Source organism: Paenibacillus sp. MABNR03 (assembly GCF_050455445.1).
Taxonomy (GTDB): Bacteria; Bacillota; Bacilli; order Paenibacillales; family Paenibacillaceae; genus Paenibacillus; species Paenibacillus xylanilyticus.
In genome coordinates, this window is sequence record NZ_JBCIYR010000012.1 from 35,871 (window position 1) to 52,942 (window position 17,072).

Below are 17,072 nucleotides of genomic sequence, written 5' to 3' on the forward strand. Positions count from 1 at the left end.
CACACTGGACGTAAGCGCATAGGATTAATGTTCTGAGCCTTATTGTCCGGTGAAAACATAAAATATAACATTTTAAGGAGGCCACGTTCAAATGGCAAAGGCTAAATACGAACGTAATAAACCACACGTTAACATTGGTACTATCGGTCACGTCGACCATGGTAAAACAACTCTGACTGCTGCAATCACAACTGTATTGTCCAAAACTTACGGTGGTGCAGCAATCGCATTCGATCAAATCGACAAAGCTCCAGAAGAGCGCGAACGCGGTATCACAATCTCCACAGCTCACGTTGAGTACGAAACTGACGCTCGTCACTACGCTCACGTAGACTGCCCAGGTCACGCCGACTATGTTAAAAACATGATCACTGGTGCGGCACAAATGGACGGAGCTATCCTGGTAGTATCCGCAGCTGACGGCCCAATGCCACAAACTCGTGAGCACATCTTGCTCTCCCGTCAAGTAGGCGTACCTTACATCGTTGTATTCTTGAACAAATGCGACATGGTTGAAGACGAAGAGTTGTTGGAATTGGTTGAAATGGAAGTTCGCGACCTGCTCAACGAATATGAGTTCCCAGGTGACGATACTCCAATCACTCGTGGATCCGCTCGTGAAGCTCTGCAAAACCCTGATGGTGAGTGGGCTCAAAAAATCGTTGAGATGTTCAAAGAGATCGATACTTACATCCCAACTCCAGAGCGCGACACTGACAAACCATTCTTGATGCCAGTTGAGGATGTATTCTCCATCACTGGTCGTGGTACAGTTGCTACAGGTCGTGTAGAGCGTGGTACTGTTAAAGTCGGTGAAGAAATCGAAATCGTGGGTATCCACGAAGAAACTAAAAAATCCGTAGTTACGGGCGTTGAAATGTTCCGTAAATTGCTGGATTCCGCTCAAGCGGGTGACAACATCGGCGCATTGCTGCGTGGTGTTGACCGTAACAACATCGAGCGTGGACAAGTATTGTCCAAACCAGGTTCTGTTAAGCCACACACAGAATTTACAGCTCAAGTATACGTTCTGACTAAAGAAGAGGGTGGACGTCACAAACCTTTCTTCACAGGATACCGTCCACAATTCTATTTCCGTACAACTGACGTAACAGGTATCATCAACCTGCCAGAAGGTACTGAAATGGTAATGCCAGGCGACAACATCACAGTAACTGTACAACTGATCAATCCAATCGCGATTGAAGAAGGTACACGCTTCGCGATTCGCGAAGGTGGACGTACAGTTGGTGCCGGTGCAGTAGCATCCATCCAAAAATAATTCAGCCTACTGCTGAATAAGCATATGCAACAGTGTACTGTAACGAGTAACATTGTATTGTAACGAAGCTTCGGAAGAGTTCTTTATCCGACATCGGATAAAGAACTCTTTTATTATGTATAAAGGATTCGGAACCTGCGTCATTAAAAAGAAGGACATTCAAGTATATAAAAGAGATTGGTTAAGGCAGCTTGCATAGCTAAGATAACAGCACATTAAACAACTTCGATTCTATTGAAAGATTAGTTTAAATGTTTTTCTTAAATATGCTTGCATTACGCCCATTTTTTCTATATAATAATGAATGTTGTTCTGAGACGTTGCGATGATGTGAGAGGTTACTGGCACACCCGGCCCCTTTGCCATGGGAGGGTTGTCGGAAAATTTTCACGGAGTATGTCCGATAATAAATTGGGCGATAGAAGGAGGGACTAAAATGGCAAAGCAAAAAATTCGTATTCGTTTGAAAGCTTACGACCACAGAATTCTTGATCAATCCGCGGAGAAAATTGTTGAAACAGCAAAACGTTCGGGTGCAGGTGTATCCGGTCCGATTCCGCTTCCAACTGAAAAACAAATCATTACTATTCTTCGTGCGGTACACAAGTACAAGGATTCTCGGGAACAGTTCGAGCAACGCACACATAAGCGTTTGATCGACATCGTTAACCCGACTCCACAAACTGTGGATGCCTTGATGCGCTTGGATCTGCCGTCCGGTGTAGATATCGAAATCAAACTGTAATATAAAGCAACAAAGACCATGTATAAAGGAAAAGAGGTGTCAACATGAAAGGTATCTTAGGAAAAAAACTTGGAATGACTCAAGTGTTTACCCCTGAAGGTAACGTAGTTCCAGTAACGGTTATCGAAGCAGGACCTTGTGTTGTTTTGCAAAAGAAAGATATTGAGAACGATGGCTATGAAGCAGTTCAAATCGGTTATTCCGATAAGAAAGAGAAAAATGCCAATAAGCCAGAAGCAGGACACGCTAAAAAAGCGAATACTGCCCCTAAGCGCTACGTTCGTGAACTTCGCGGCATCAACATCGCGGAATATGAAGTTGGCCAAGAATTGAAAGCTGACATTTTCGCAGAAGGCGAATTCGTTGACGTAACGGGTATTTCTAAAGGTAAAGGTTTTGCCGGCGTAATCAAACGTTGGGGACAAAGCACTGGACCTATGTCTCACGGTTCTCGTTATCACCGTGGCCCGGGTTCGATGGGTTCGATCCAAGCTAACCGCGTTCCTAAAGGCAAACACTTGCCAGGACACATGGGACATGAGACTGTTACAATTCAACGTCTGGAAGTTGTAAAAGTAGACGCTGAGCGTAACGTGTTGCTCGTGAAGGGTTCCATTCCTGGACCGAAAAACAGTCTTGTAAAAGTTAAAGAAACGGTGAAAAAATAACCACTGAAGAAAGGAGGAACACAAAATGCCAAAAGTATCAGTTTACAATGTAGATGGTAGCCAAGTGGGCGAAGTTGAACTGAACGATGCAGTATTCGGAGTAGAGCCGAACACATCCGTTCTTTACGATGCAGTGCTTATGCAACGCGCTTCCCTTCGTCAAGGTACCCACAAAGTAAAAGGACGTTCTGAAGTACGTGGCGGTGGACGTAAGCCTTGGAAACAAAAAGGTACAGGTCGTGCTCGTCAAGGTTCGATTCGTTCTCCACAATGGAAAGGCGGCGGTATCGTATTTGGTCCGACACCACGGAGCTATGCGTACAAACTGCCTAAGAAAGTTCGCCGTCTGGCGATCAAATCAGCTCTTTCATCCAAAGTGCTCGACAACGACATTATCGTTTTGGACGCTCTCTCACTGAGCACGCCTAAAACTAAAGAATTCGCAGCCATCTTGAACAACTTAAAAGTTGGACGCAAAGCTTTGATCGTAGCTCCTAGCTATGATGATAATGTGGCTCTTTCCGCACGGAATATTCCTGGCGTGAAATTCGTAGCAGCTGACGGCATTAATGTTCTTGACGTGCTTGCGCACGACAAACTGATCATTACGAAAGAAGCAGTTCAGAAGGTAGAGGAGGTGCTCGCGTAATGAAGGATCCTCGTGATATTGTTAAACGTCCGATTATTACGGAACGTACTGCTGACATGATGAATGACTTGAAATATGTATTTGAAGTCGATATCCGTGCAAACAAAACCGAGATCAAAAAAGCCGTGGAAGCTATTTTCAACGTAAAAGTGAAAAACGTGAACACTCTTCGTGTTCCAGCTAAGCCAAAACGGTACGGACGTTATTCCGGATATACTAGCGAATGGAAAAAAGCGTTTGTAACACTGACACAAGACAGCAAAACGCTTGAGTTCTTTGAAACTGTATAATTGAAATTGTTGAAGTAAGGAGGGAAACCCAGTGCCAATCAAAAAGTATAAACCGACATCCCCGGCAAGACGGAACATGTCCGTATCTACATTTGAGGAAATCACCACAGATCAGCCGGAGAAATCGTTGTTGGCCCCACTGAGCAAAAAAGCAGGCCGCAACAACCAAGGTAAAATTACAGTTCGTCACCACGGTGGTGGACACAAACGTAAATACCGTATCATCGACTTCAAACGCACTAAAGATGGAATACCGGGCCGCGTTGCTACGATCGAGTATGACCCGAACCGTACATCGAACATCGCCCTGATTCACTATGCTGATGGTGAGAAACGTTACATCATCGCTCCAAAAGGATTGAAAGTTGGAGATCAAATCTTCTCCGGTCCTGGATCTGACATCAAAATCGGTAACGCACTGCCACTTGAAAATATTCCAGTAGGTACCGTTATCCACAACATCGAGTTGAAACCAGGTAAAGGCGGACAATTGGTTCGTGCTGCTGGTACAGAAGCTCAATTGCTTGGTAAAGAAGATAAATACGTTTCCGTTCGTCTCTCTTCCGGAGAAGTTCGCCGTATTCTGAAAGTTTGCCGCGCAACAATCGGATCTGTTGGTAACCAAGACCACGAGCTCATCAAAATCGGTAAAGCCGGTCGTAGCCGTTGGTTGGGACAACGTCCTGAAGTTCGTGGTGTAGTAATGAACCCTAACGATCACCCTCACGGTGGTGGTGAAGGTCGTGCTCCAATCGGACGTAAATCGCCAATGTCACCATGGGGTAAACCTACTCTTGGTTACAAAACGCGTAAGAAAAATAAAGCTTCTGATAAATACATCATTCGCCGCCGCACGAAGTAATACACACTGTGCATAACTTCGTGAGGCATCTGCGGATGCACAATAGCTACGTTTGAAGGGAGGATCTCCACATGAGTCGCAGTTTGAAAAAAGGGCCATTCATTGATGGCTACATGCTGAAAAAGGTAGAAGAGATGGAAGCTTCCGGTAAAAAGAACGTTATTAAAACCTGGTCCCGTCGCTCTACAATTTTCCCGCAATTCATCGGACACACATTTGGCGTATATGACGGACGTAAACACGTACCTGTATACGTGACTGAGGACATGGTCGGACACAAACTGGGTGAGTTCGCTCCAACCCGTACGTACAAGGGCCATACTGATGATGACAAGAAAACAAGAAGATAAATGATCATCTTTAATGTTTGAGAGGAGGTTACACAATGGAAGCAAAAGCACATGCTAAGTTTATCCGGATTGCTCCTCGTAAAGTTCAACTCGTTGTTGACTTGATTCGCGGCAAGCAAGTTGGTGAGGCGGTTGCCATTCTCCGTCACACTCCGAAATCCGCTTCTCCAATCGTTGAGAAGTTGCTTAACTCCGCTATTGCGAATGCGGAACATAACTATTCTATGGATGTTAATAACTTGGTCATCTCGCAAGCTTACGTGAACCAAGGACCGACAATGAAACGTTTCCGCCCTCGTGCAATGGGACGTGCAAGTCGTATTAACAAACGTACTAGCCACATCACTTTGGTGGTATCTGAAAAGTAGAAGGAGGGAAAACGTGTGGGCCAAAAGGTAAATCCGGTCGGACTCCGTGTCGGAGTAATCCGTGACTGGGAATCTAAATGGTATGCAGGCAAAGACTTCGGTGATCTTTTGATGGAAGACGTGAAAATTCGTGAATTCCTGAAAAATAAATTGAAAGACTCCGCTATGTCTCGTGTTGAAATCGAGAGAGCGGCAAACCGCGTAAACGTAACGATTCACACAGCGAAACCAGGTATGGTAATCGGTAAAGGTGGATCTGAAGTTGAGAATCTTCGTAATCAAATTACGAAAATTGCTGGCGGTAAAAAAGTACACATCAACATCTCTGAAATTAAGAACCAAGACCTGGACGCAATCCTGGTTGCAGAAAGCATTGCACAACAACTGGAACGTCGCGTTTCTTTCCGTCGTGCTCTGAAACAAGCTATTCAAAGAACTATGCGCTCTGGTGCAAAAGGTATTAAAACTCAAGTGGGCGGACGTCTTGGCGGAGCTGAGATCGCACGTTCGGAAGGCTACAGCGAAGGAACTGTTCCACTGCACACGCTTCGTGCCGACATCGACTACGGTACAGCAGAGGCTCATACAACTTACGGCCGTATCGGCGTAAAAGTATGGATCTATCGTGGAGAGGTTCTTCCTACGGCTAAGAAACAAGCTGCTAAGGAAGGAGGCAACTAATCATGTTGGTACCAAAACGTGTAAAACACCGTAAGCAACAACGCGGACATATGAAAGGCCAAGCTAAAGGCGGAACTACGCTGAACTTTGGCGAATACGGTCTGCAAGCTACGGAACCGGCTTGGATTACGAACCGTCAGATCGAAGCGGCTCGTATTGCGATGACTCGTTACATCAAACGTGGTGGTAAAGTCTGGATCAAAATTTTCCCTGACAAACCAATCACTCAAAAGCCTCTCGAGGTTCGGATGGGTAGCGGTAAAGGTAACGTAGAAAAATGGGTTGCAGTTGTGAAACCAGGTAAGATCATGTTTGAACTTGCTGGTGTACCGGAGGATATCGCACGCGAAGCGATGCGTCTTGCCGCTCACAAACTGCCAATCAAAACGAAGTTTGTGAAACGTGAAGAATTGGGTGGTGAAGCAAATGAAAGCTAGTGAATTTCGCAACCTAACCTCTGCTGAAATCGAGCAAAAGATTGCCGGATTTAAAGAAGAACTCTTTAACCTCCGCTTTCAACTCGCTACCGGTCAGCTGGATAACCCGACTCGAATCCGTGATGTGCGGAAAGAAATAGCTCGTGCTAAAACCATTATCCGTGAAAGAGAACTGGGAATCGGTTAATTAGGGATCGGATGTACAGTCCGTCCGTAATCAGGAAGGAGGCCAACAATGAGCGAAGAACGTAACGCACGTAAAGTGCAAATCGGTAAAGTGGTCAGCGATAAAATGGATAAAACGATCGTTGTTGCTGTAGAAACCTACAAAAAACACGAATTGTACCATAAACGTATCAAAGTCACTAAAAAATTCAAAGCGCATGACGAAGAAAACACTGCGAAAATCGGTGACACGGTGAAAATCATGGAAACTCGTCCGCTTTCGAAAGATAAACGCTGGAGACTTGCTGAAATCGTTGAAAAAGCGGTTATCATCTAATGCATCAGCAGCATAGCTGAAAGGAGGAATACTAAATGATTCAACCATTTACACGTTTGGCTGTAGCCGACAACTCCGGTGCGAAGGAACTGATGTGTATCCGCGTACTCGGCGGTACGGGACGTCGTACAGCACAAATCGGTGATCTGATCGTTTGTTCTGTAAAACAAGCAACACCAGGCGGCGTTGTCAAAAAAGGTGATGTAGTTAGAGCGGTTGTCGTTCGTACTAAACGTTCTGTGCGTCGTAAAGACGGTTCCTACATCGGTTTTGATGAAAATGCAGCAGTTGTTGTAAAAGACGACAGAAGCCCACGTGGAACACGTATTTTCGGACCTGTTGCTCGTGAACTTCGCGAGAAAGACTTCATGAAAATCGTTTCCTTGGCCCCAGAAGTTATCTAAAGCGTAAAGCTTAATCTCGTGATGTTAGAAACAGGAGGTGTACGAAATGCCAAGAGTGAAAAAAGTTCTGGAATCCCATAACAACAAACTTCACGTTAAAAAAGAAGATACGGTTATGGTGATCAGCGGTAAAGACAAAGGTAAAAAAGGCCGTGTCATCGCTGCTTATCCTCGTGAGAACCGCGTCCTTGTGGAAGGTGTTAACATGATCAAAAAACACCAGAAGCCTAACCAGCAAAATCCGCAAGGCGGCATTATCGAGAAGGAAGCTCCGATTCACGTTTCCAACGTAATGCACATCGATCCAAAGAGCGGAAAAGTAACCCGTGTAGGTTACAAAGTGTTGGATAACGGAAAGAAAGTGCGCGTTGCTAAACGTTCCGGAGAAATTATCGACTAATTGAACCGAATGAGAAAGGAGGGCTATGATTCATGGCATCAAGAATGAAAGAACGTTACCTGCAAGAAATCGCTCCTGCTTTGATGCAGAAGTTTAACTATACAACGGTAATGCAAGTGCCGAAAATCGAGAAAATCGTTATCAACATGGGTGTGGGCGACGCTGTCCAAAACTCCAAAGTGTTGGATTCCGCAGTAAACGATTTGCAACTGATCGCAGGTCAAAAACCTGTAATCACTCGTGCTAAAAAATCTATCGCAGGTTTCAAACTGCGTGAGAACATGCCTATCGGTGTGAAAGTTACATTGCGCGGCGAGCGTATGTACTACTTCCTCGATAAACTGTTCAACGTTACATTGCCTCGTGTCCGCGACTTCCGTGGTGTATCGAGCAAAGCGTTCGATGGACGTGGTAACTATACACTGGGTCTGAAAGAACAACTGATCTTCCCAGAGATCGAGTACGATAAAGTAGACAAAGTCCGCGGTATGGATATTGTTATTGTAACAACGGCGAAAACAGACGAAGAGTCCCGTGAATTGCTCACGCAACTGGGAATGCCTTTCGTAAAATAAGTTGGCATAACGTTTCCGGGTGTCTGGAAGGACTCCCTTTTCTCCGAAATTATTTAGGAGGTGTCAGGCTAAAGTGGCAAAAACTTCGATGAAAGTTAAACAACAACGCACACCAAAGTTTAAAGTACGTGCTTATACACGCTGTGAGCGTTGCGGACGTCCACATTCGGTACTGCAGAAGTTCAAAATTTGCAGAATTTGCTTCCGTGAATTAGCTTATAAAGGCCAGATTCCTGGCGTGAAAAAAGCAAGCTGGTAAAAAGTCCTGAACGGGAAGGAGGTTAACTCACAATGACTATGTCTGATCCAATTGCAGATATGCTTACTCGTATTCGTAATGCGAACACAGTTCGTCACGAAACAGTAGAAATGCCTGCTTCGACAATGAAAAAACAAATCGCCGATATCCTGAAGCGTGAAGGTTTCATCCGTGACGCTGAAGTTATCGATGATAACAAACAAGGGATTATCCGTGTTTTCCTGAAATACGGTCAAAATAACGAGCGCGTTATCACTGGTCTGAAAAGAATCAGTAAACCTGGTCTTCGTGTTTACACGAAAAGCAACGAAGTACCTCGTGTACTTGGTGGCCTGGGTATCGCGATCATCTCGACATCCAAAGGTGTTATGACGGACAAAGAAGCTCGTCAATCGAAATCCGGCGGAGAAGTCGTTTGCTACGTTTGGTAATATAACGTCACAAGATAGGAGGTGCAACATATGTCTCGTATTGGTCGCAAACCAATTACAGTACCAAGTGGTGTGGACATCACACTGGACAACACCGTTATTACGGTAAAAGGACCAAAAGGAACTCTGACTCGTGAACTTCATAAAGACATGAAGGTTACAGTTGAGAACAACGAAATTACAGTTGTGCGTCCTTCCGATAACAAAACTCATCGTTCTTTGCACGGCACAACGCGCAGCGTTGTAAACAACATGGTGAGTGGCGTTACTGAAGGATTCGCAAAATCTCTGGAGCTGGTTGGGGTCGGATATCGTGCAAGCAAATCCGGAGATAAAATCGTTCTGAACGTTGGGTACTCTCACCCGGTTGAAATTACACCGGAAGCGGGAATCGAATTCGAAGTTCCTTCGAATACGAAAATCATCGTTCGCGGGATCGATAAAGAGCGTGTAGGTGCTTACGCTGCTAAAATTCGTTCCGTTCGTGAACCTGAGCCGTACAAAGGTAAAGGTATTAAATATGAAGGCGAGCGTATCATCCGTAAGGAAGGTAAAGCCGGTAAGAAGAAATAAGATTTCTCTTACCGCCTTTGCGCGGCTTTCGGCTTGCTTGCTTCGTGTGTTTCTAATATACCCCGTGGCTTCCGGTTTGAAGCCAGCGAGGTAACCTGAAAGGAGTGAATCCCTGAGATGATTACGAAACCAGATAAAAACAAGGCTCGTCTGAAAAGACACCTTCGTGTTCGTAAGAAAATCCAAGGAACGGCAGCACGTCCTCGTTTGAACGTATTCCGTTCTGGTAAACATATGTATGCTCAAATTATCGATGATGTAGCTGGTGTAACAATCGCTTCCGCGTCTACCGTAGACAAAGAATTGAGCAGCGACATCAAAAATGGTGCATCTGTTGAATCAGCTCGTAAAGTCGGCGAACTCGTTGCTAAACGTGCGAAAGACAAAGGTGTTTCCAACATCGTATTTGACCGTAGCGGATATCTGTACCATGGTCGTATCGCAGCATTGGCTGAAGCGGCTCGTGAAGCAGGACTTGAGTTTTAAGATATTTTTCAAAAGGAGGTTAACGACTTGCGTGTAGATCCGAATACTTTGGAACTGACTGAAAGAGTTGTAAATATTAATCGCGTAGCTAAAGTAGTAAAAGGCGGACGCCGTTTCAGCTTTAGCGCACTGGTTGTAGTCGGCGACGGCAACGGCTGGGTTGGAGCTGGTATCGGTAAAGCGGGCGAAGTACCTGATGCAATTCGCAAAGGTATTGAAGACGCTAAGAAAAACCTTGTACACGTTCCACTCGTAGGAACATCGATTCCTCACTTGGTAACAGGTAAGTTCGGCGCAGGACGCGTTCTGTTGAAACCAGCATCTGAAGGTACTGGTGTTATCGCTGGTGGTCCTGTACGTGCGGTTCTCGAACTTGCTGGTGTAGGTGACATTTTGACAAAATCTCTGGGTTCTTCGAATTCCATGAACATGGTCAATGCGACTTTGGAAGGTTTGTCCCGTTTGAAGCGTGCTGAAGACGTGGCTAAACTGCGCGGAAAATCCGTCGAAGAGCTTCTGGGTTAAGGAGGGAATCTCATGGCTAAATTAGAAATTACCCTCGTCCGCAGCTTGATCGGACGTCCGGAGACGCAAAGAACAACTGTGAAAACATTGGGCTTGCGCAAAATCAACAGCAAAGTGGTTCAAAACGATAATCCTGCTATTCGTGGCATGATTAACAAAGTAAGTCACTTGGTTGCTGTTAAAGAAGTAGAAGCTTAATATCGGGATAATCCCACAAATCTTTAAGGAGGTGCAACGAACGATGAAGTTACATGAGCTTTCCCCAGCTCCTGGATCCCGCAAAGAACGCAAACGTCTTGGTCGCGGTCCAAGTAGTGGTACGGGTAAAACATCAGGTCGCGGTCACAAAGGACAAAACGCTCGTTCCGGCGGTGGTGTGCGTCCGGGCTTCGAAGGTGGACAAAATCCATTGTATCGTCGCTTGCCAAAACGCGGTTTCGTAAACCCAACTCGCAAAGAATATGCGGTTGTGAATATTGAAGACCTGAACAGTTTTGCTGCGGGTACTGAAGTAACTCCAGAATTCTTGATGACGAATGGCGTAGTTAAAAACGCTAAATCCGGAATCAAAATCCTGGGTAACGGTGAAGTCACTGTGAAGCTGACTGTTAAAGCTAACAAGTTTTCTCAATCTGCGGTGGAGAAAATTGAAGCTGCCGGCGGTACAACCGAGGTGATTTAATGTTCAAGACCCTAAAGAATATCTGGCGGGTTGAAGATCTGCGCAAAAGGGTATTATTTACCCTTTTTGTACTGATCATTTACCGCATCGGATCCTTCGTTCCAGTACCTGGAGTTAACAAAGAGGTTTTCGAAGCGACAAATTCTGCGGGTAAAGAAGTTTTTGGACTTCTCAATACGTTCTCGGGTGGAGCACTGTTCCAGTTCTCGATCTTTGCACTCGGGATCGTACCTTACATCACTGCGTCTATCATAGTACAGTTGCTTTCCATGGACGTTATCCCTAAGTTAGCGGAATGGGCAAAGCAAGGTGAACAAGGTAAGAAAAAATCAGCACAGCTTACTCGTTATTTGACGATTGGGCTGGCATTGATTCAAGCGTTTGGTACGTCGATCGGATTCAACCGCTTGTACAATACAGAGATGGTGCCTAACGCCACTTTTGCTGATTATATCTTGATTGCGATTGTACTTACGGCCGGTACTTCATTCCTGATGTGGCTTGGTGAGCAGATCACCGAGAAGGGCATAGGAAACGGGATCTCGATCTTGATCTTCGCAGGTATCCTATCAACGGTGCCTAACATTATCAAACAAACAATCGAGTCCGACTTCATCCAACCTGATCAGTTGTTTATGAACATCCTTAAAGGGGTAATCGTCGCAATTGTTATTGTGCTGATTATCATCGGTGTCATTTACATTCAGCAGGCGATTCGGAAAATTCCTGTACAGTACGCTAAACGTGTTGTAGGTAACAAAATGTACGGTGGACAGAATACACATATCCCGCTGAAGATTAACGCAGCAGGTGTTATCCCTGTCATCTTTGCTTCATCTCTGTTGATGTTCCCTACGATTATCGCCAACTTCTGGGCTGATCGTTTATGGGCACAGTGGATCGGACAAAATCTGACTACTCACAAACCTTTGGGTATGTTATTGTATGTTGTGATGATCTTCGGTTTCACTTTCTTCTATACTTTTGTACAGATGAATCCACAGCAGATGGCTGATAATATGAAAAAGAACGGCGGTTACATCCCAGGCATTCGCCCGGGTAAAGCAACCGAGAAATATCTGACCCGTGTCATGACTCGTTTGACAATGGCCGGAGCCATCTTCTTGGCAGTCATTTCCGTTCTGCCTGTATTCTTAGGGGCACTTTCTGGTTTGCCTCAATCAGCGCAAATTGGAGGAACATCTCTCCTGATCGTTATCGGTGTTGCGCTGGATACCATGAAGCAAATCGAAAGCCAATTGATCAAACGCCACTACAAAGGTTTTATCAATAAATAGGCAATAGGTACCGGTCAAGCTAAGATTTACTTGCCGGCACCTATTGTGCTGTTTGTTGATGTAGGGTAGTCTTGGAGGGAGTGACATAACGTGAACATCCTATTCATGGGCCCTCCGGGGGCAGGAAAAGGAACGCAAGCAGACGTCATCGTGAAAGAGTTCGGTATTCCCCACATTTCAACAGGCGATGCATTTCGTCTCGCGATTAAGCAGGGAACTCCCATTGGCCTGAAAGCCAAGGAATATATGGATCAAGGATTGCTTGTACCAGATGATGTAACCATTGGCATCGTTGAAGAACGATTGCAGCAGCCTGACTGCAGAGAAGGTTTCCTCTTGGATGGTTTTCCGAGAACCCTGTCTCAAGCTGAAGCGCTCGATGGCATTCTGGACCGACTGAACTCAGGTCTCGATCATGTAATCAACCTGAAAGTGGACCGCGACAAATTGCTAGCCCGTCTGACGGGTCGTCGCATTTGCAAAAACTGTGGCGCCACTTATCATGTCGTATTCAATCCGCCTAAGCAGGAAGGTATTTGTGATAGATGCGGCGGCGAGTTGTACCAACGTTCGGATGATAACGAAGAGAGCGTGGGCACCCGTCTCGACGAATATATCAACAAAACAGCACCACTCCTCACGTTTTATGAGAACAAAGGTCTTCTTCGTCAAATGGACGGAGAACAGGATATTGATCAAGTCTCTCAAGAGATCGTGTCCTTACTGCGAGGTTAATTGAATGATCATTGGTAAGTCCGAAACGGAACTGGGCTTGATGAGGGAAGCAGGGAGAATTGTTGCGGAAACGCATCGTCTCTTGGCAGAGCATATCGCTCCCGGTATTACGACTGGAGAACTTGACCATATGGCCGATCAATACATCCGCAGTCAAGGAGCTGTGCCGTCTTTCAAAGGTTATAACGGTTTTCCTGCCAGTGTGTGCGCTTCAGTAAATGAAGAGTTGGTGCATGGATTTCCCGGCAAACGCAAGTTGAACGAGGGCGATATTGTTACGTTTGACATTGGCGCGCAGTACCAGGGGTATCATGGAGATTCTGCCTGGACTTATCCGGTCGGCCGTATTTCCGAAGAAGCCCGTCGTCTTCTGGACGTTACCGAGGCTTCGTTATACGCAGGTCTGGCGCTGGTTAAACCGGACGTTCGCTTGTTTACTATATCTCATGCGATTCAGAAATATATTGAGGATGCCGGTTTTTCTGTAGTTCGTGAATATGTCGGTCACGGCATAGGCGCAGATCTGCACGAAGAACCACAAATTCCGAACTATGGTCTTCCTGATCGGGGACCACGGCTTAAAGCGGGCATGGTGCTGGCCATAGAGCCGATGGTTAACGCAGGCAGACGGTATGTGAAAACGTTGGAAGATAACTGGACTGTCGTAACTGTTGACGGATCGTTATGTGCCCACTTTGAACACACCGTAGCAGTTACACCAGATGGCATGGAAATTTTCACAAAACTGAATGCGTAGGTGATGAGGCATGAACAATCAGTCTAATCCGCAGCTCGGTCAACTTGTGAAGATCCGTAAAGGCCGCAATGCGGACCAAGCCGCGGTAATTGTTGCTATAGCGGACAGTAAGTTCGTGTATATTGCGGATGGAGACAAACGAAAGTTTGATCAGCCTAAGAAGAAGAATATTCTTCATTTGGAGCTCCAGCCAATGATCAGCAGTGAGGTCGTAAACAGTTTAAACGAGAGTGGTCGGGTGACAAACGGAAAGCTCCGCTATGCGGTTCATTCGTTTCTGGAATCCACCAACATTCAAGCTGAAGAGAAAGGAGACTGACTAATGGCCAAGGAAGATGTCATTGAAGTGGAAGGTACGGTTCTTGAACCGCTGCCGAATGCAACATTCAAGGTTGAGCTTGAGAACGGTCATCAAATTCTCGCTCACGTTTCCGGCAAGCTGCGGATGCACTTTATCCGTATCCTGACTGGTGACAAAGTAGTTGTTCAGTTATCGCCTTATGATTTGACAAAAGGACGTATAACTTACCGTAAATAGTAGTAGACAGTTGCAATGAACTGTGAAGCTTGAAGCGGGTTTTGCCCGGCAAAACTTGCGAAAGCTTCGAAGCCGGTTTTACAATGGTAAAACGAGGTCAATGCTTACGAAGAGAGTTTTGCTAAGCAGAACTTTGAGGAGGTAATTCACATGAAGGTAAGACCTTCGGTCAAACCGATTTGCGAAAAATGCAAAGTCATTCGCCGCAAAGGGAATGTTATGGTTATCTGTGAAAATCCGAAACACAAACAAAAACAAGGTTAATGAAGGGGGTGTAGCGTAAAATGGCACGTATAGCTGGTGTGGATTTGCCACGTGATAAGCGCGTTGAGATCGCCTTGACTTATATTTTCGGAATCGGTAAAACGACTTCCCAGAAAATTCTGAGCTCTACAGGCATCAATCCGGACACTCGTGTTCGTGATTTGACGGAAGATGAAGTCAGCAAATTGCGTGAAAGTATCGACAAAGAGGTCAAAGTAGAAGGTGACCTGCGTCGTGAAATCTCTTTGAATATTAAACGTTTGACGGAGATCGGTTGTTACCGTGGAGTTCGTCATCGTCGTGGTCTGCCTGTTCGTGGACAACGTACGAAAACGAATGCTCGTACTCGTAAAGGTCCTCGTCGTACAGTAGCGAACAAGAAGAAATAATAAGGGGGGATAAGAGAAAATGGCTAAACCGAAAAAAGTCGTACGTACTAAACGTCGTGACCGTAAAAATATTGAATCTGGCGTGGCACATATCCGTTCCACTTTCAATAACACTATCGTTACCATTACGGATCCTCACGGAAATGCAATTTCGTGGGCAAGCTCCGGCGGCCTCGGATTCAGAGGTTCCCGTAAATCGACTCCGTTTGCTGCACAAATGGCTGCTGAGACTGCTGCCAAAGCTGCAATGGAACATGGGATGAAAGCCGTTGAGGTTATGGTTAAAGGACCAGGCGCAGGCCGTGAAGCAGCGATCCGCTCTTTGCAAGCTGCAGGTCTTGAAGTTAACCTGATCAAAGACGTAACTCCAGTCCCGCATAACGGATGCCGTCCTCCAAAACGTCGTCGTGTCTAATGAGATTTGCCCCTGCGTGTGGTATAAATCCAGCACAATCTGCTAATAATGGTTGTTTAGGCATACTACTACATGTTTTCGCAAGAGAAGGTAAATGTTTCATAGAGGACCGACGTTTTGAAGGAGGGGTATTGCAGTGATTGAAATCGAAAAGCCGAAAATTGAGACGGTAGACGTCAACGATGATGGCACCTATGGGAAATTCGTAGTAGAACCGCTGGAGCGCGGATACGGTACGACGCTTGGAAACTCGCTTCGCCGAATCTTGCTCTCGTCACTGCCGGGTGCGGCAGTGTCTTCGGTTCAAATCGATGGCGTTCTGCATGAATTTGCTACAGTTCCTGGCGTAATGGAAGATGTAACGGAGATTATTCTTAACCTGAAAGCTTTGTCGCTTAAGATTCATTCGGATGAGGAGAAAGTGCTCGAGATTGATGCTGAAGGCGAAGGAGCAATCACGGCTGGAGATATCCGTGCTGACTCTGATGTGGAAATCCTTAACCCGGATTTGCATATTGCTACGCTCGGACCAGGTTCGAGACTTCACATGCGTATTTTTGCCAATCGCGGTCGCGGCTACGTCCAGGCAGATCGGAATAAACGCGATGACCAGCCGATCGGCGTCATCCCTGTCGATTCCATCTTCACCCCGATCAGCCGCGTTAACTACGCTGTGGAAAATACGCGTGTCGGCCAAGTAACCAACTATGACAAGCTCACGTTGGAAGTTTGGACTGACGGAAGTATTCGTCCTGAAGAGGCTGTAAGCCTTGGCGCTAAAATTTTGACCGAGCATTTGATGCTCTTCGTGGGTCTTACAGACGAAGCGAAAGACGCTGAGATCATGGTCGAAAAAGAAGAAGACAAAAAAGAAAAAGTACTCGAAATGACGATCGAAGAGCTGGATCTCTCTGTTCGTTCCTACAACTGCCTTAAACGTGCCGGTATTAATACCGTACAAGAGCTGACTACGAAAACGGAAGAAGACATGATGAAAGTCCGTAACCTCGGACGCAAGTCTTTGGAAGAAGTTCAAGAGAAGCTCGAGGAACTCGGTTTGGGACTCCGTACAGAAGAATAGACAGCCGAGTGCTTGAAGTGAAGGAGGGAAAACAATGGCATACCAAAAGTTGGGCCGTAACTCCAGCGCACGTAAAGCTTTGTTCCGTGACCTGGTAACCGACCTGTTCTTATACGAACGCATTCAGACAACTGAAGCGAAAGCAAAAGAGGTTCGCTCTATTGCTGAAAAACTGATCACTAAAGCGAAAAAGGGAGATCTTCATGCCCGTCGCCAAGTGGCAGCTTATGTTCGCCGCGAAACTATCGATGGGGAGCAAGATGCAATCCAAAAACTGTTTAGCGAATTGTCCGGTCGTTACGCTGAGCGTCCAGGTGGATACACTCGTATCCTGAAACTGGGACCTCGTCGTGGTGACGCTGCGCCTATGGTTTACTTGGAACTGGTTGACCGCGCGTAAAACAGATGAGATGAGGAAAGGGGACA

The 17,072-nt window shown here is 45.9% G+C and carries 32 protein-coding genes; all 32 read left to right on the plus strand.

Annotation, left to right across the window (positions count from 1 at the left end):
- Positions 1 to 91: 91 nt before the first annotated feature.
- The 32 genes from tuf (at position 92) to rplQ (ending at position 17,046) form a co-directional block, all read left to right on the plus strand.
- Complete coding sequence (tuf, locus tag AAIH57_RS28465; protein ID WP_175394096.1) at positions 92 to 1,282, plus strand: elongation factor Tu; 1,191 nt, start codon at positions 92 to 94, stop codon at positions 1,280 to 1,282.
- A gap of 436 nt (positions 1,283 to 1,718) precedes the next feature.
- Positions 1,719 to 2,027 carry a 30S ribosomal protein S10 gene (gene rpsJ / locus AAIH57_RS28470; protein ID WP_017692074.1) on the plus strand — a complete coding sequence of 103 codons (309 nt, stop codon included), beginning with the start codon at positions 1,719 to 1,721 and terminating at the stop codon, positions 2,025 to 2,027.
- Between the two features lie 44 nt (positions 2,028 to 2,071).
- The gene (gene rplC / locus AAIH57_RS28475; protein ID WP_175394095.1) at positions 2,072 to 2,695 is read left to right on the plus strand and encodes a 50S ribosomal protein L3; all 624 of its coding nucleotides are present in this window, start codon (positions 2,072 to 2,074) and stop codon (positions 2,693 to 2,695) included.
- 25 nt (positions 2,696 to 2,720) lie between these two features.
- The gene (rplD, locus tag AAIH57_RS28480; RefSeq protein ID WP_095293419.1) at positions 2,721 to 3,344 is read left to right on the plus strand and encodes a 50S ribosomal protein L4; all 624 of its coding nucleotides are present in this window, start codon (positions 2,721 to 2,723) and stop codon (positions 3,342 to 3,344) included.
- A complete protein-coding gene (rplW, locus tag AAIH57_RS28485; RefSeq protein ID WP_024633586.1) occupies positions 3,344 to 3,634 on the plus strand; it encodes a 50S ribosomal protein L23 in 291 nt (96 codons plus the stop codon). Before rplD ends, rplW begins: the two co-directional genes overlap by 1 nt.
- 31 nt (positions 3,635 to 3,665) lie before the next feature.
- The gene (gene rplB / locus AAIH57_RS28490) at positions 3,666 to 4,496 is read left to right on the plus strand and encodes a 50S ribosomal protein L2 (protein WP_175394094.1); all 831 of its coding nucleotides are present in this window, start codon (positions 3,666 to 3,668) and stop codon (positions 4,494 to 4,496) included.
- A 71-nt stretch (positions 4,497 to 4,567) separates the two neighbouring features.
- Positions 4,568 to 4,846 carry a 30S ribosomal protein S19 gene (gene rpsS, locus AAIH57_RS28495; protein ID WP_056697694.1) on the plus strand — a complete coding sequence of 93 codons (279 nt, stop codon included), beginning with the start codon at positions 4,568 to 4,570 and terminating at the stop codon, positions 4,844 to 4,846.
- Between the two features lie 35 nt (positions 4,847 to 4,881).
- On the plus strand, positions 4,882 to 5,214 hold the full coding sequence (gene rplV / locus AAIH57_RS28500) for a 50S ribosomal protein L22 (RefSeq protein WP_095293416.1): 333 nt from the start codon (positions 4,882 to 4,884) through the stop codon (positions 5,212 to 5,214).
- A gap of 15 nt (positions 5,215 to 5,229) precedes the next feature.
- A complete protein-coding gene (rpsC, locus tag AAIH57_RS28505; RefSeq protein WP_090924673.1) occupies positions 5,230 to 5,895 on the plus strand; it encodes a 30S ribosomal protein S3 in 666 nt (221 codons plus the stop codon).
- A 2-nt stretch (positions 5,896 to 5,897) separates the two neighbouring features.
- A complete protein-coding gene (gene rplP / locus AAIH57_RS28510) occupies positions 5,898 to 6,332 on the plus strand; it encodes a 50S ribosomal protein L16 (protein ID WP_076292170.1) in 435 nt (144 codons plus the stop codon).
- Positions 6,322 to 6,519: a 50S ribosomal protein L29 gene (gene rpmC, locus AAIH57_RS28515; RefSeq protein ID WP_017692083.1), complete on the plus strand. Its 198-nt coding sequence runs from the start codon at positions 6,322 to 6,324 to the stop codon at positions 6,517 to 6,519. Before rplP ends, rpmC begins: the two co-directional genes overlap by 11 nt.
- Before the next feature lie 48 nt (positions 6,520 to 6,567).
- Entirely contained in the window at positions 6,568 to 6,834 is a 267-nt protein-coding gene (gene rpsQ / locus AAIH57_RS28520) for a 30S ribosomal protein S17 (protein ID WP_175394093.1), read from the plus strand.
- Between the two features lie 35 nt (positions 6,835 to 6,869).
- Positions 6,870 to 7,238 (plus strand): 50S ribosomal protein L14, encoded by a 369-nt coding sequence (gene rplN, locus AAIH57_RS28525; RefSeq protein ID WP_090905289.1) that lies wholly within the window; start codon positions 6,870 to 6,872, stop codon positions 7,236 to 7,238.
- A gap of 46 nt (positions 7,239 to 7,284) precedes the next feature.
- The gene (rplX, locus tag AAIH57_RS28530; RefSeq protein WP_024633578.1) at positions 7,285 to 7,638 is read left to right on the plus strand and encodes a 50S ribosomal protein L24; all 354 of its coding nucleotides are present in this window, start codon (positions 7,285 to 7,287) and stop codon (positions 7,636 to 7,638) included.
- Between the two features lie 32 nt (positions 7,639 to 7,670).
- Positions 7,671 to 8,213, plus strand: coding sequence for a 50S ribosomal protein L5 (gene rplE, locus AAIH57_RS28535; RefSeq protein WP_111271027.1), 543 nt, complete (start codon positions 7,671 to 7,673; stop codon positions 8,211 to 8,213).
- A 73-nt stretch (positions 8,214 to 8,286) separates the two neighbouring features.
- Positions 8,287 to 8,472 (plus strand): type Z 30S ribosomal protein S14, encoded by a 186-nt coding sequence (locus AAIH57_RS28540; RefSeq protein ID WP_013312154.1) that lies wholly within the window; start codon positions 8,287 to 8,289, stop codon positions 8,470 to 8,472.
- Positions 8,473 to 8,504: 32 nt separating this feature from the next.
- Positions 8,505 to 8,903 (plus strand): 30S ribosomal protein S8, encoded by a 399-nt coding sequence (gene rpsH / locus AAIH57_RS28545; protein WP_095293413.1) that lies wholly within the window; start codon positions 8,505 to 8,507, stop codon positions 8,901 to 8,903.
- 30 nt (positions 8,904 to 8,933) lie between these two features.
- On the plus strand, positions 8,934 to 9,476 hold the full coding sequence (rplF, locus tag AAIH57_RS28550) for a 50S ribosomal protein L6 (protein ID WP_017692089.1): 543 nt from the start codon (positions 8,934 to 8,936) through the stop codon (positions 9,474 to 9,476).
- 117 nt (positions 9,477 to 9,593) lie between these two features.
- Positions 9,594 to 9,962 (plus strand): 50S ribosomal protein L18, encoded by a 369-nt coding sequence (gene rplR, locus AAIH57_RS28555; RefSeq protein ID WP_175394091.1) that lies wholly within the window; start codon positions 9,594 to 9,596, stop codon positions 9,960 to 9,962.
- Between the two features lie 27 nt (positions 9,963 to 9,989).
- Positions 9,990 to 10,487 (plus strand): 30S ribosomal protein S5, encoded by a 498-nt coding sequence (rpsE, locus tag AAIH57_RS28560; protein WP_017692091.1) that lies wholly within the window; start codon positions 9,990 to 9,992, stop codon positions 10,485 to 10,487.
- 12 nt (positions 10,488 to 10,499) lie between these two features.
- Positions 10,500 to 10,685: a 50S ribosomal protein L30 gene (gene rpmD / locus AAIH57_RS28565; RefSeq protein ID WP_017692092.1), complete on the plus strand. Its 186-nt coding sequence runs from the start codon at positions 10,500 to 10,502 to the stop codon at positions 10,683 to 10,685.
- 43 nt (positions 10,686 to 10,728) lie between these two features.
- Positions 10,729 to 11,169 carry a 50S ribosomal protein L15 gene (gene rplO / locus AAIH57_RS28570; RefSeq protein WP_095293411.1) on the plus strand — a complete coding sequence of 147 codons (441 nt, stop codon included), beginning with the start codon at positions 10,729 to 10,731 and terminating at the stop codon, positions 11,167 to 11,169.
- Complete coding sequence (gene secY / locus AAIH57_RS28575) at positions 11,169 to 12,467, plus strand: preprotein translocase subunit SecY (protein WP_095293410.1); 1,299 nt, start codon at positions 11,169 to 11,171, stop codon at positions 12,465 to 12,467. The genes rplO and secY overlap by 1 nt, the downstream gene beginning before the upstream one ends.
- Before the next feature lie 90 nt (positions 12,468 to 12,557).
- Positions 12,558 to 13,202 carry an adenylate kinase gene (locus AAIH57_RS28580; protein WP_175394090.1) on the plus strand — a complete coding sequence of 215 codons (645 nt, stop codon included), beginning with the start codon at positions 12,558 to 12,560 and terminating at the stop codon, positions 13,200 to 13,202.
- A 4-nt stretch (positions 13,203 to 13,206) separates the two neighbouring features.
- A complete protein-coding gene (gene map / locus AAIH57_RS28585; protein WP_175394089.1) occupies positions 13,207 to 13,959 on the plus strand; it encodes a type I methionyl aminopeptidase in 753 nt (250 codons plus the stop codon).
- Positions 13,960 to 13,969: 10 nt separating this feature from the next.
- Complete coding sequence (locus tag AAIH57_RS28590) at positions 13,970 to 14,278, plus strand: KOW domain-containing RNA-binding protein (protein WP_024633568.1); 309 nt, start codon at positions 13,970 to 13,972, stop codon at positions 14,276 to 14,278.
- Positions 14,279 to 14,281: 3 nt separating this feature from the next.
- Complete coding sequence (gene infA / locus AAIH57_RS28595) at positions 14,282 to 14,497, plus strand: translation initiation factor IF-1 (RefSeq protein ID WP_017692098.1); 216 nt, start codon at positions 14,282 to 14,284, stop codon at positions 14,495 to 14,497.
- A gap of 150 nt (positions 14,498 to 14,647) precedes the next feature.
- Positions 14,648 to 14,761, plus strand: coding sequence for a 50S ribosomal protein L36 (rpmJ, locus tag AAIH57_RS28600; RefSeq protein WP_003333770.1), 114 nt, complete (start codon positions 14,648 to 14,650; stop codon positions 14,759 to 14,761).
- Positions 14,762 to 14,781: 20 nt separating this feature from the next.
- Positions 14,782 to 15,150 carry a 30S ribosomal protein S13 gene (rpsM, locus tag AAIH57_RS28605; RefSeq protein ID WP_095293406.1) on the plus strand — a complete coding sequence of 123 codons (369 nt, stop codon included), beginning with the start codon at positions 14,782 to 14,784 and terminating at the stop codon, positions 15,148 to 15,150.
- A 19-nt stretch (positions 15,151 to 15,169) separates the two neighbouring features.
- Positions 15,170 to 15,565 carry a 30S ribosomal protein S11 gene (gene rpsK / locus AAIH57_RS28610; RefSeq protein WP_017692100.1) on the plus strand — a complete coding sequence of 132 codons (396 nt, stop codon included), beginning with the start codon at positions 15,170 to 15,172 and terminating at the stop codon, positions 15,563 to 15,565.
- 136 nt (positions 15,566 to 15,701) lie between these two features.
- Complete coding sequence (locus AAIH57_RS28615; RefSeq protein ID WP_024633566.1) at positions 15,702 to 16,646, plus strand: DNA-directed RNA polymerase subunit alpha; 945 nt, start codon at positions 15,702 to 15,704, stop codon at positions 16,644 to 16,646.
- Between the two features lie 34 nt (positions 16,647 to 16,680).
- Positions 16,681 to 17,046: a 50S ribosomal protein L17 gene (gene rplQ, locus AAIH57_RS28620; RefSeq protein WP_017692102.1), complete on the plus strand. Its 366-nt coding sequence runs from the start codon at positions 16,681 to 16,683 to the stop codon at positions 17,044 to 17,046.
- Positions 17,047 to 17,072 lie beyond the last annotated feature (26 nt).

What these genes read in the sequence shown, in the direction of transcription:
- tuf (WP_175394096.1), top strand. Translation starts at nt 92, where the DNA reads ATGGCAAAGGCTAAATACGAACGTAATAAACCACACGTTAACATTGGT.
- rpsJ (WP_017692074.1), top strand. Translation starts at nt 1,719, where the DNA reads ATGGCAAAGCAAAAAATTCGTATTCGTTTGAAAGCTTACGACCACAGA.
- rplC (WP_175394095.1), top strand. Translation starts at nt 2,072, where the DNA reads ATGAAAGGTATCTTAGGAAAAAAACTTGGAATGACTCAAGTGTTTACC.
- rplD (WP_095293419.1), top strand. Translation starts at nt 2,721, where the DNA reads ATGCCAAAAGTATCAGTTTACAATGTAGATGGTAGCCAAGTGGGCGAA.
- rplW (WP_024633586.1), top strand. Translation starts at nt 3,344, where the DNA reads ATGAAGGATCCTCGTGATATTGTTAAACGTCCGATTATTACGGAACGT.
- rpsS (WP_056697694.1), top strand. Translation starts at nt 4,568, where the DNA reads ATGAGTCGCAGTTTGAAAAAAGGGCCATTCATTGATGGCTACATGCTG.
- rplV (WP_095293416.1), top strand. Translation starts at nt 4,882, where the DNA reads ATGGAAGCAAAAGCACATGCTAAGTTTATCCGGATTGCTCCTCGTAAA.
- rplP (WP_076292170.1), top strand. Translation starts at nt 5,898, where the DNA reads ATGTTGGTACCAAAACGTGTAAAACACCGTAAGCAACAACGCGGACAT.
- rpmC (WP_017692083.1), top strand. Translation starts at nt 6,322, where the DNA reads ATGAAAGCTAGTGAATTTCGCAACCTAACCTCTGCTGAAATCGAGCAA.
- rpsQ (WP_175394093.1), top strand. Translation starts at nt 6,568, where the DNA reads ATGAGCGAAGAACGTAACGCACGTAAAGTGCAAATCGGTAAAGTGGTC.
- rplN (WP_090905289.1), top strand. Translation starts at nt 6,870, where the DNA reads ATGATTCAACCATTTACACGTTTGGCTGTAGCCGACAACTCCGGTGCG.
- rplX (WP_024633578.1), top strand. Translation starts at nt 7,285, where the DNA reads ATGCCAAGAGTGAAAAAAGTTCTGGAATCCCATAACAACAAACTTCAC.
- rplE (WP_111271027.1), top strand. Translation starts at nt 7,671, where the DNA reads ATGGCATCAAGAATGAAAGAACGTTACCTGCAAGAAATCGCTCCTGCT.
- rpsH (WP_095293413.1), top strand. Translation starts at nt 8,505, where the DNA reads ATGACTATGTCTGATCCAATTGCAGATATGCTTACTCGTATTCGTAAT.
- rplF (WP_017692089.1), top strand. Translation starts at nt 8,934, where the DNA reads ATGTCTCGTATTGGTCGCAAACCAATTACAGTACCAAGTGGTGTGGAC.
- rplR (WP_175394091.1), top strand. Translation starts at nt 9,594, where the DNA reads ATGATTACGAAACCAGATAAAAACAAGGCTCGTCTGAAAAGACACCTT.
- rpmD (WP_017692092.1), top strand. Translation starts at nt 10,500, where the DNA reads ATGGCTAAATTAGAAATTACCCTCGTCCGCAGCTTGATCGGACGTCCG.
- rplO (WP_095293411.1), top strand. Translation starts at nt 10,729, where the DNA reads ATGAAGTTACATGAGCTTTCCCCAGCTCCTGGATCCCGCAAAGAACGC.
- secY (WP_095293410.1), top strand. Translation starts at nt 11,169, where the DNA reads ATGTTCAAGACCCTAAAGAATATCTGGCGGGTTGAAGATCTGCGCAAA.
- map (WP_175394089.1), top strand. Translation starts at nt 13,207, where the DNA reads ATGATCATTGGTAAGTCCGAAACGGAACTGGGCTTGATGAGGGAAGCA.
- AAIH57_RS28590 (WP_024633568.1), top strand. Translation starts at nt 13,970, where the DNA reads ATGAACAATCAGTCTAATCCGCAGCTCGGTCAACTTGTGAAGATCCGT.
- infA (WP_017692098.1), top strand. Translation starts at nt 14,282, where the DNA reads ATGGCCAAGGAAGATGTCATTGAAGTGGAAGGTACGGTTCTTGAACCG.
- rpmJ (WP_003333770.1), top strand. Translation starts at nt 14,648, where the DNA reads ATGAAGGTAAGACCTTCGGTCAAACCGATTTGCGAAAAATGCAAAGTC.
- rpsM (WP_095293406.1), top strand. Translation starts at nt 14,782, where the DNA reads ATGGCACGTATAGCTGGTGTGGATTTGCCACGTGATAAGCGCGTTGAG.
- rpsK (WP_017692100.1), top strand. Translation starts at nt 15,170, where the DNA reads ATGGCTAAACCGAAAAAAGTCGTACGTACTAAACGTCGTGACCGTAAA.
- rplQ (WP_017692102.1), top strand. Translation starts at nt 16,681, where the DNA reads ATGGCATACCAAAAGTTGGGCCGTAACTCCAGCGCACGTAAAGCTTTG.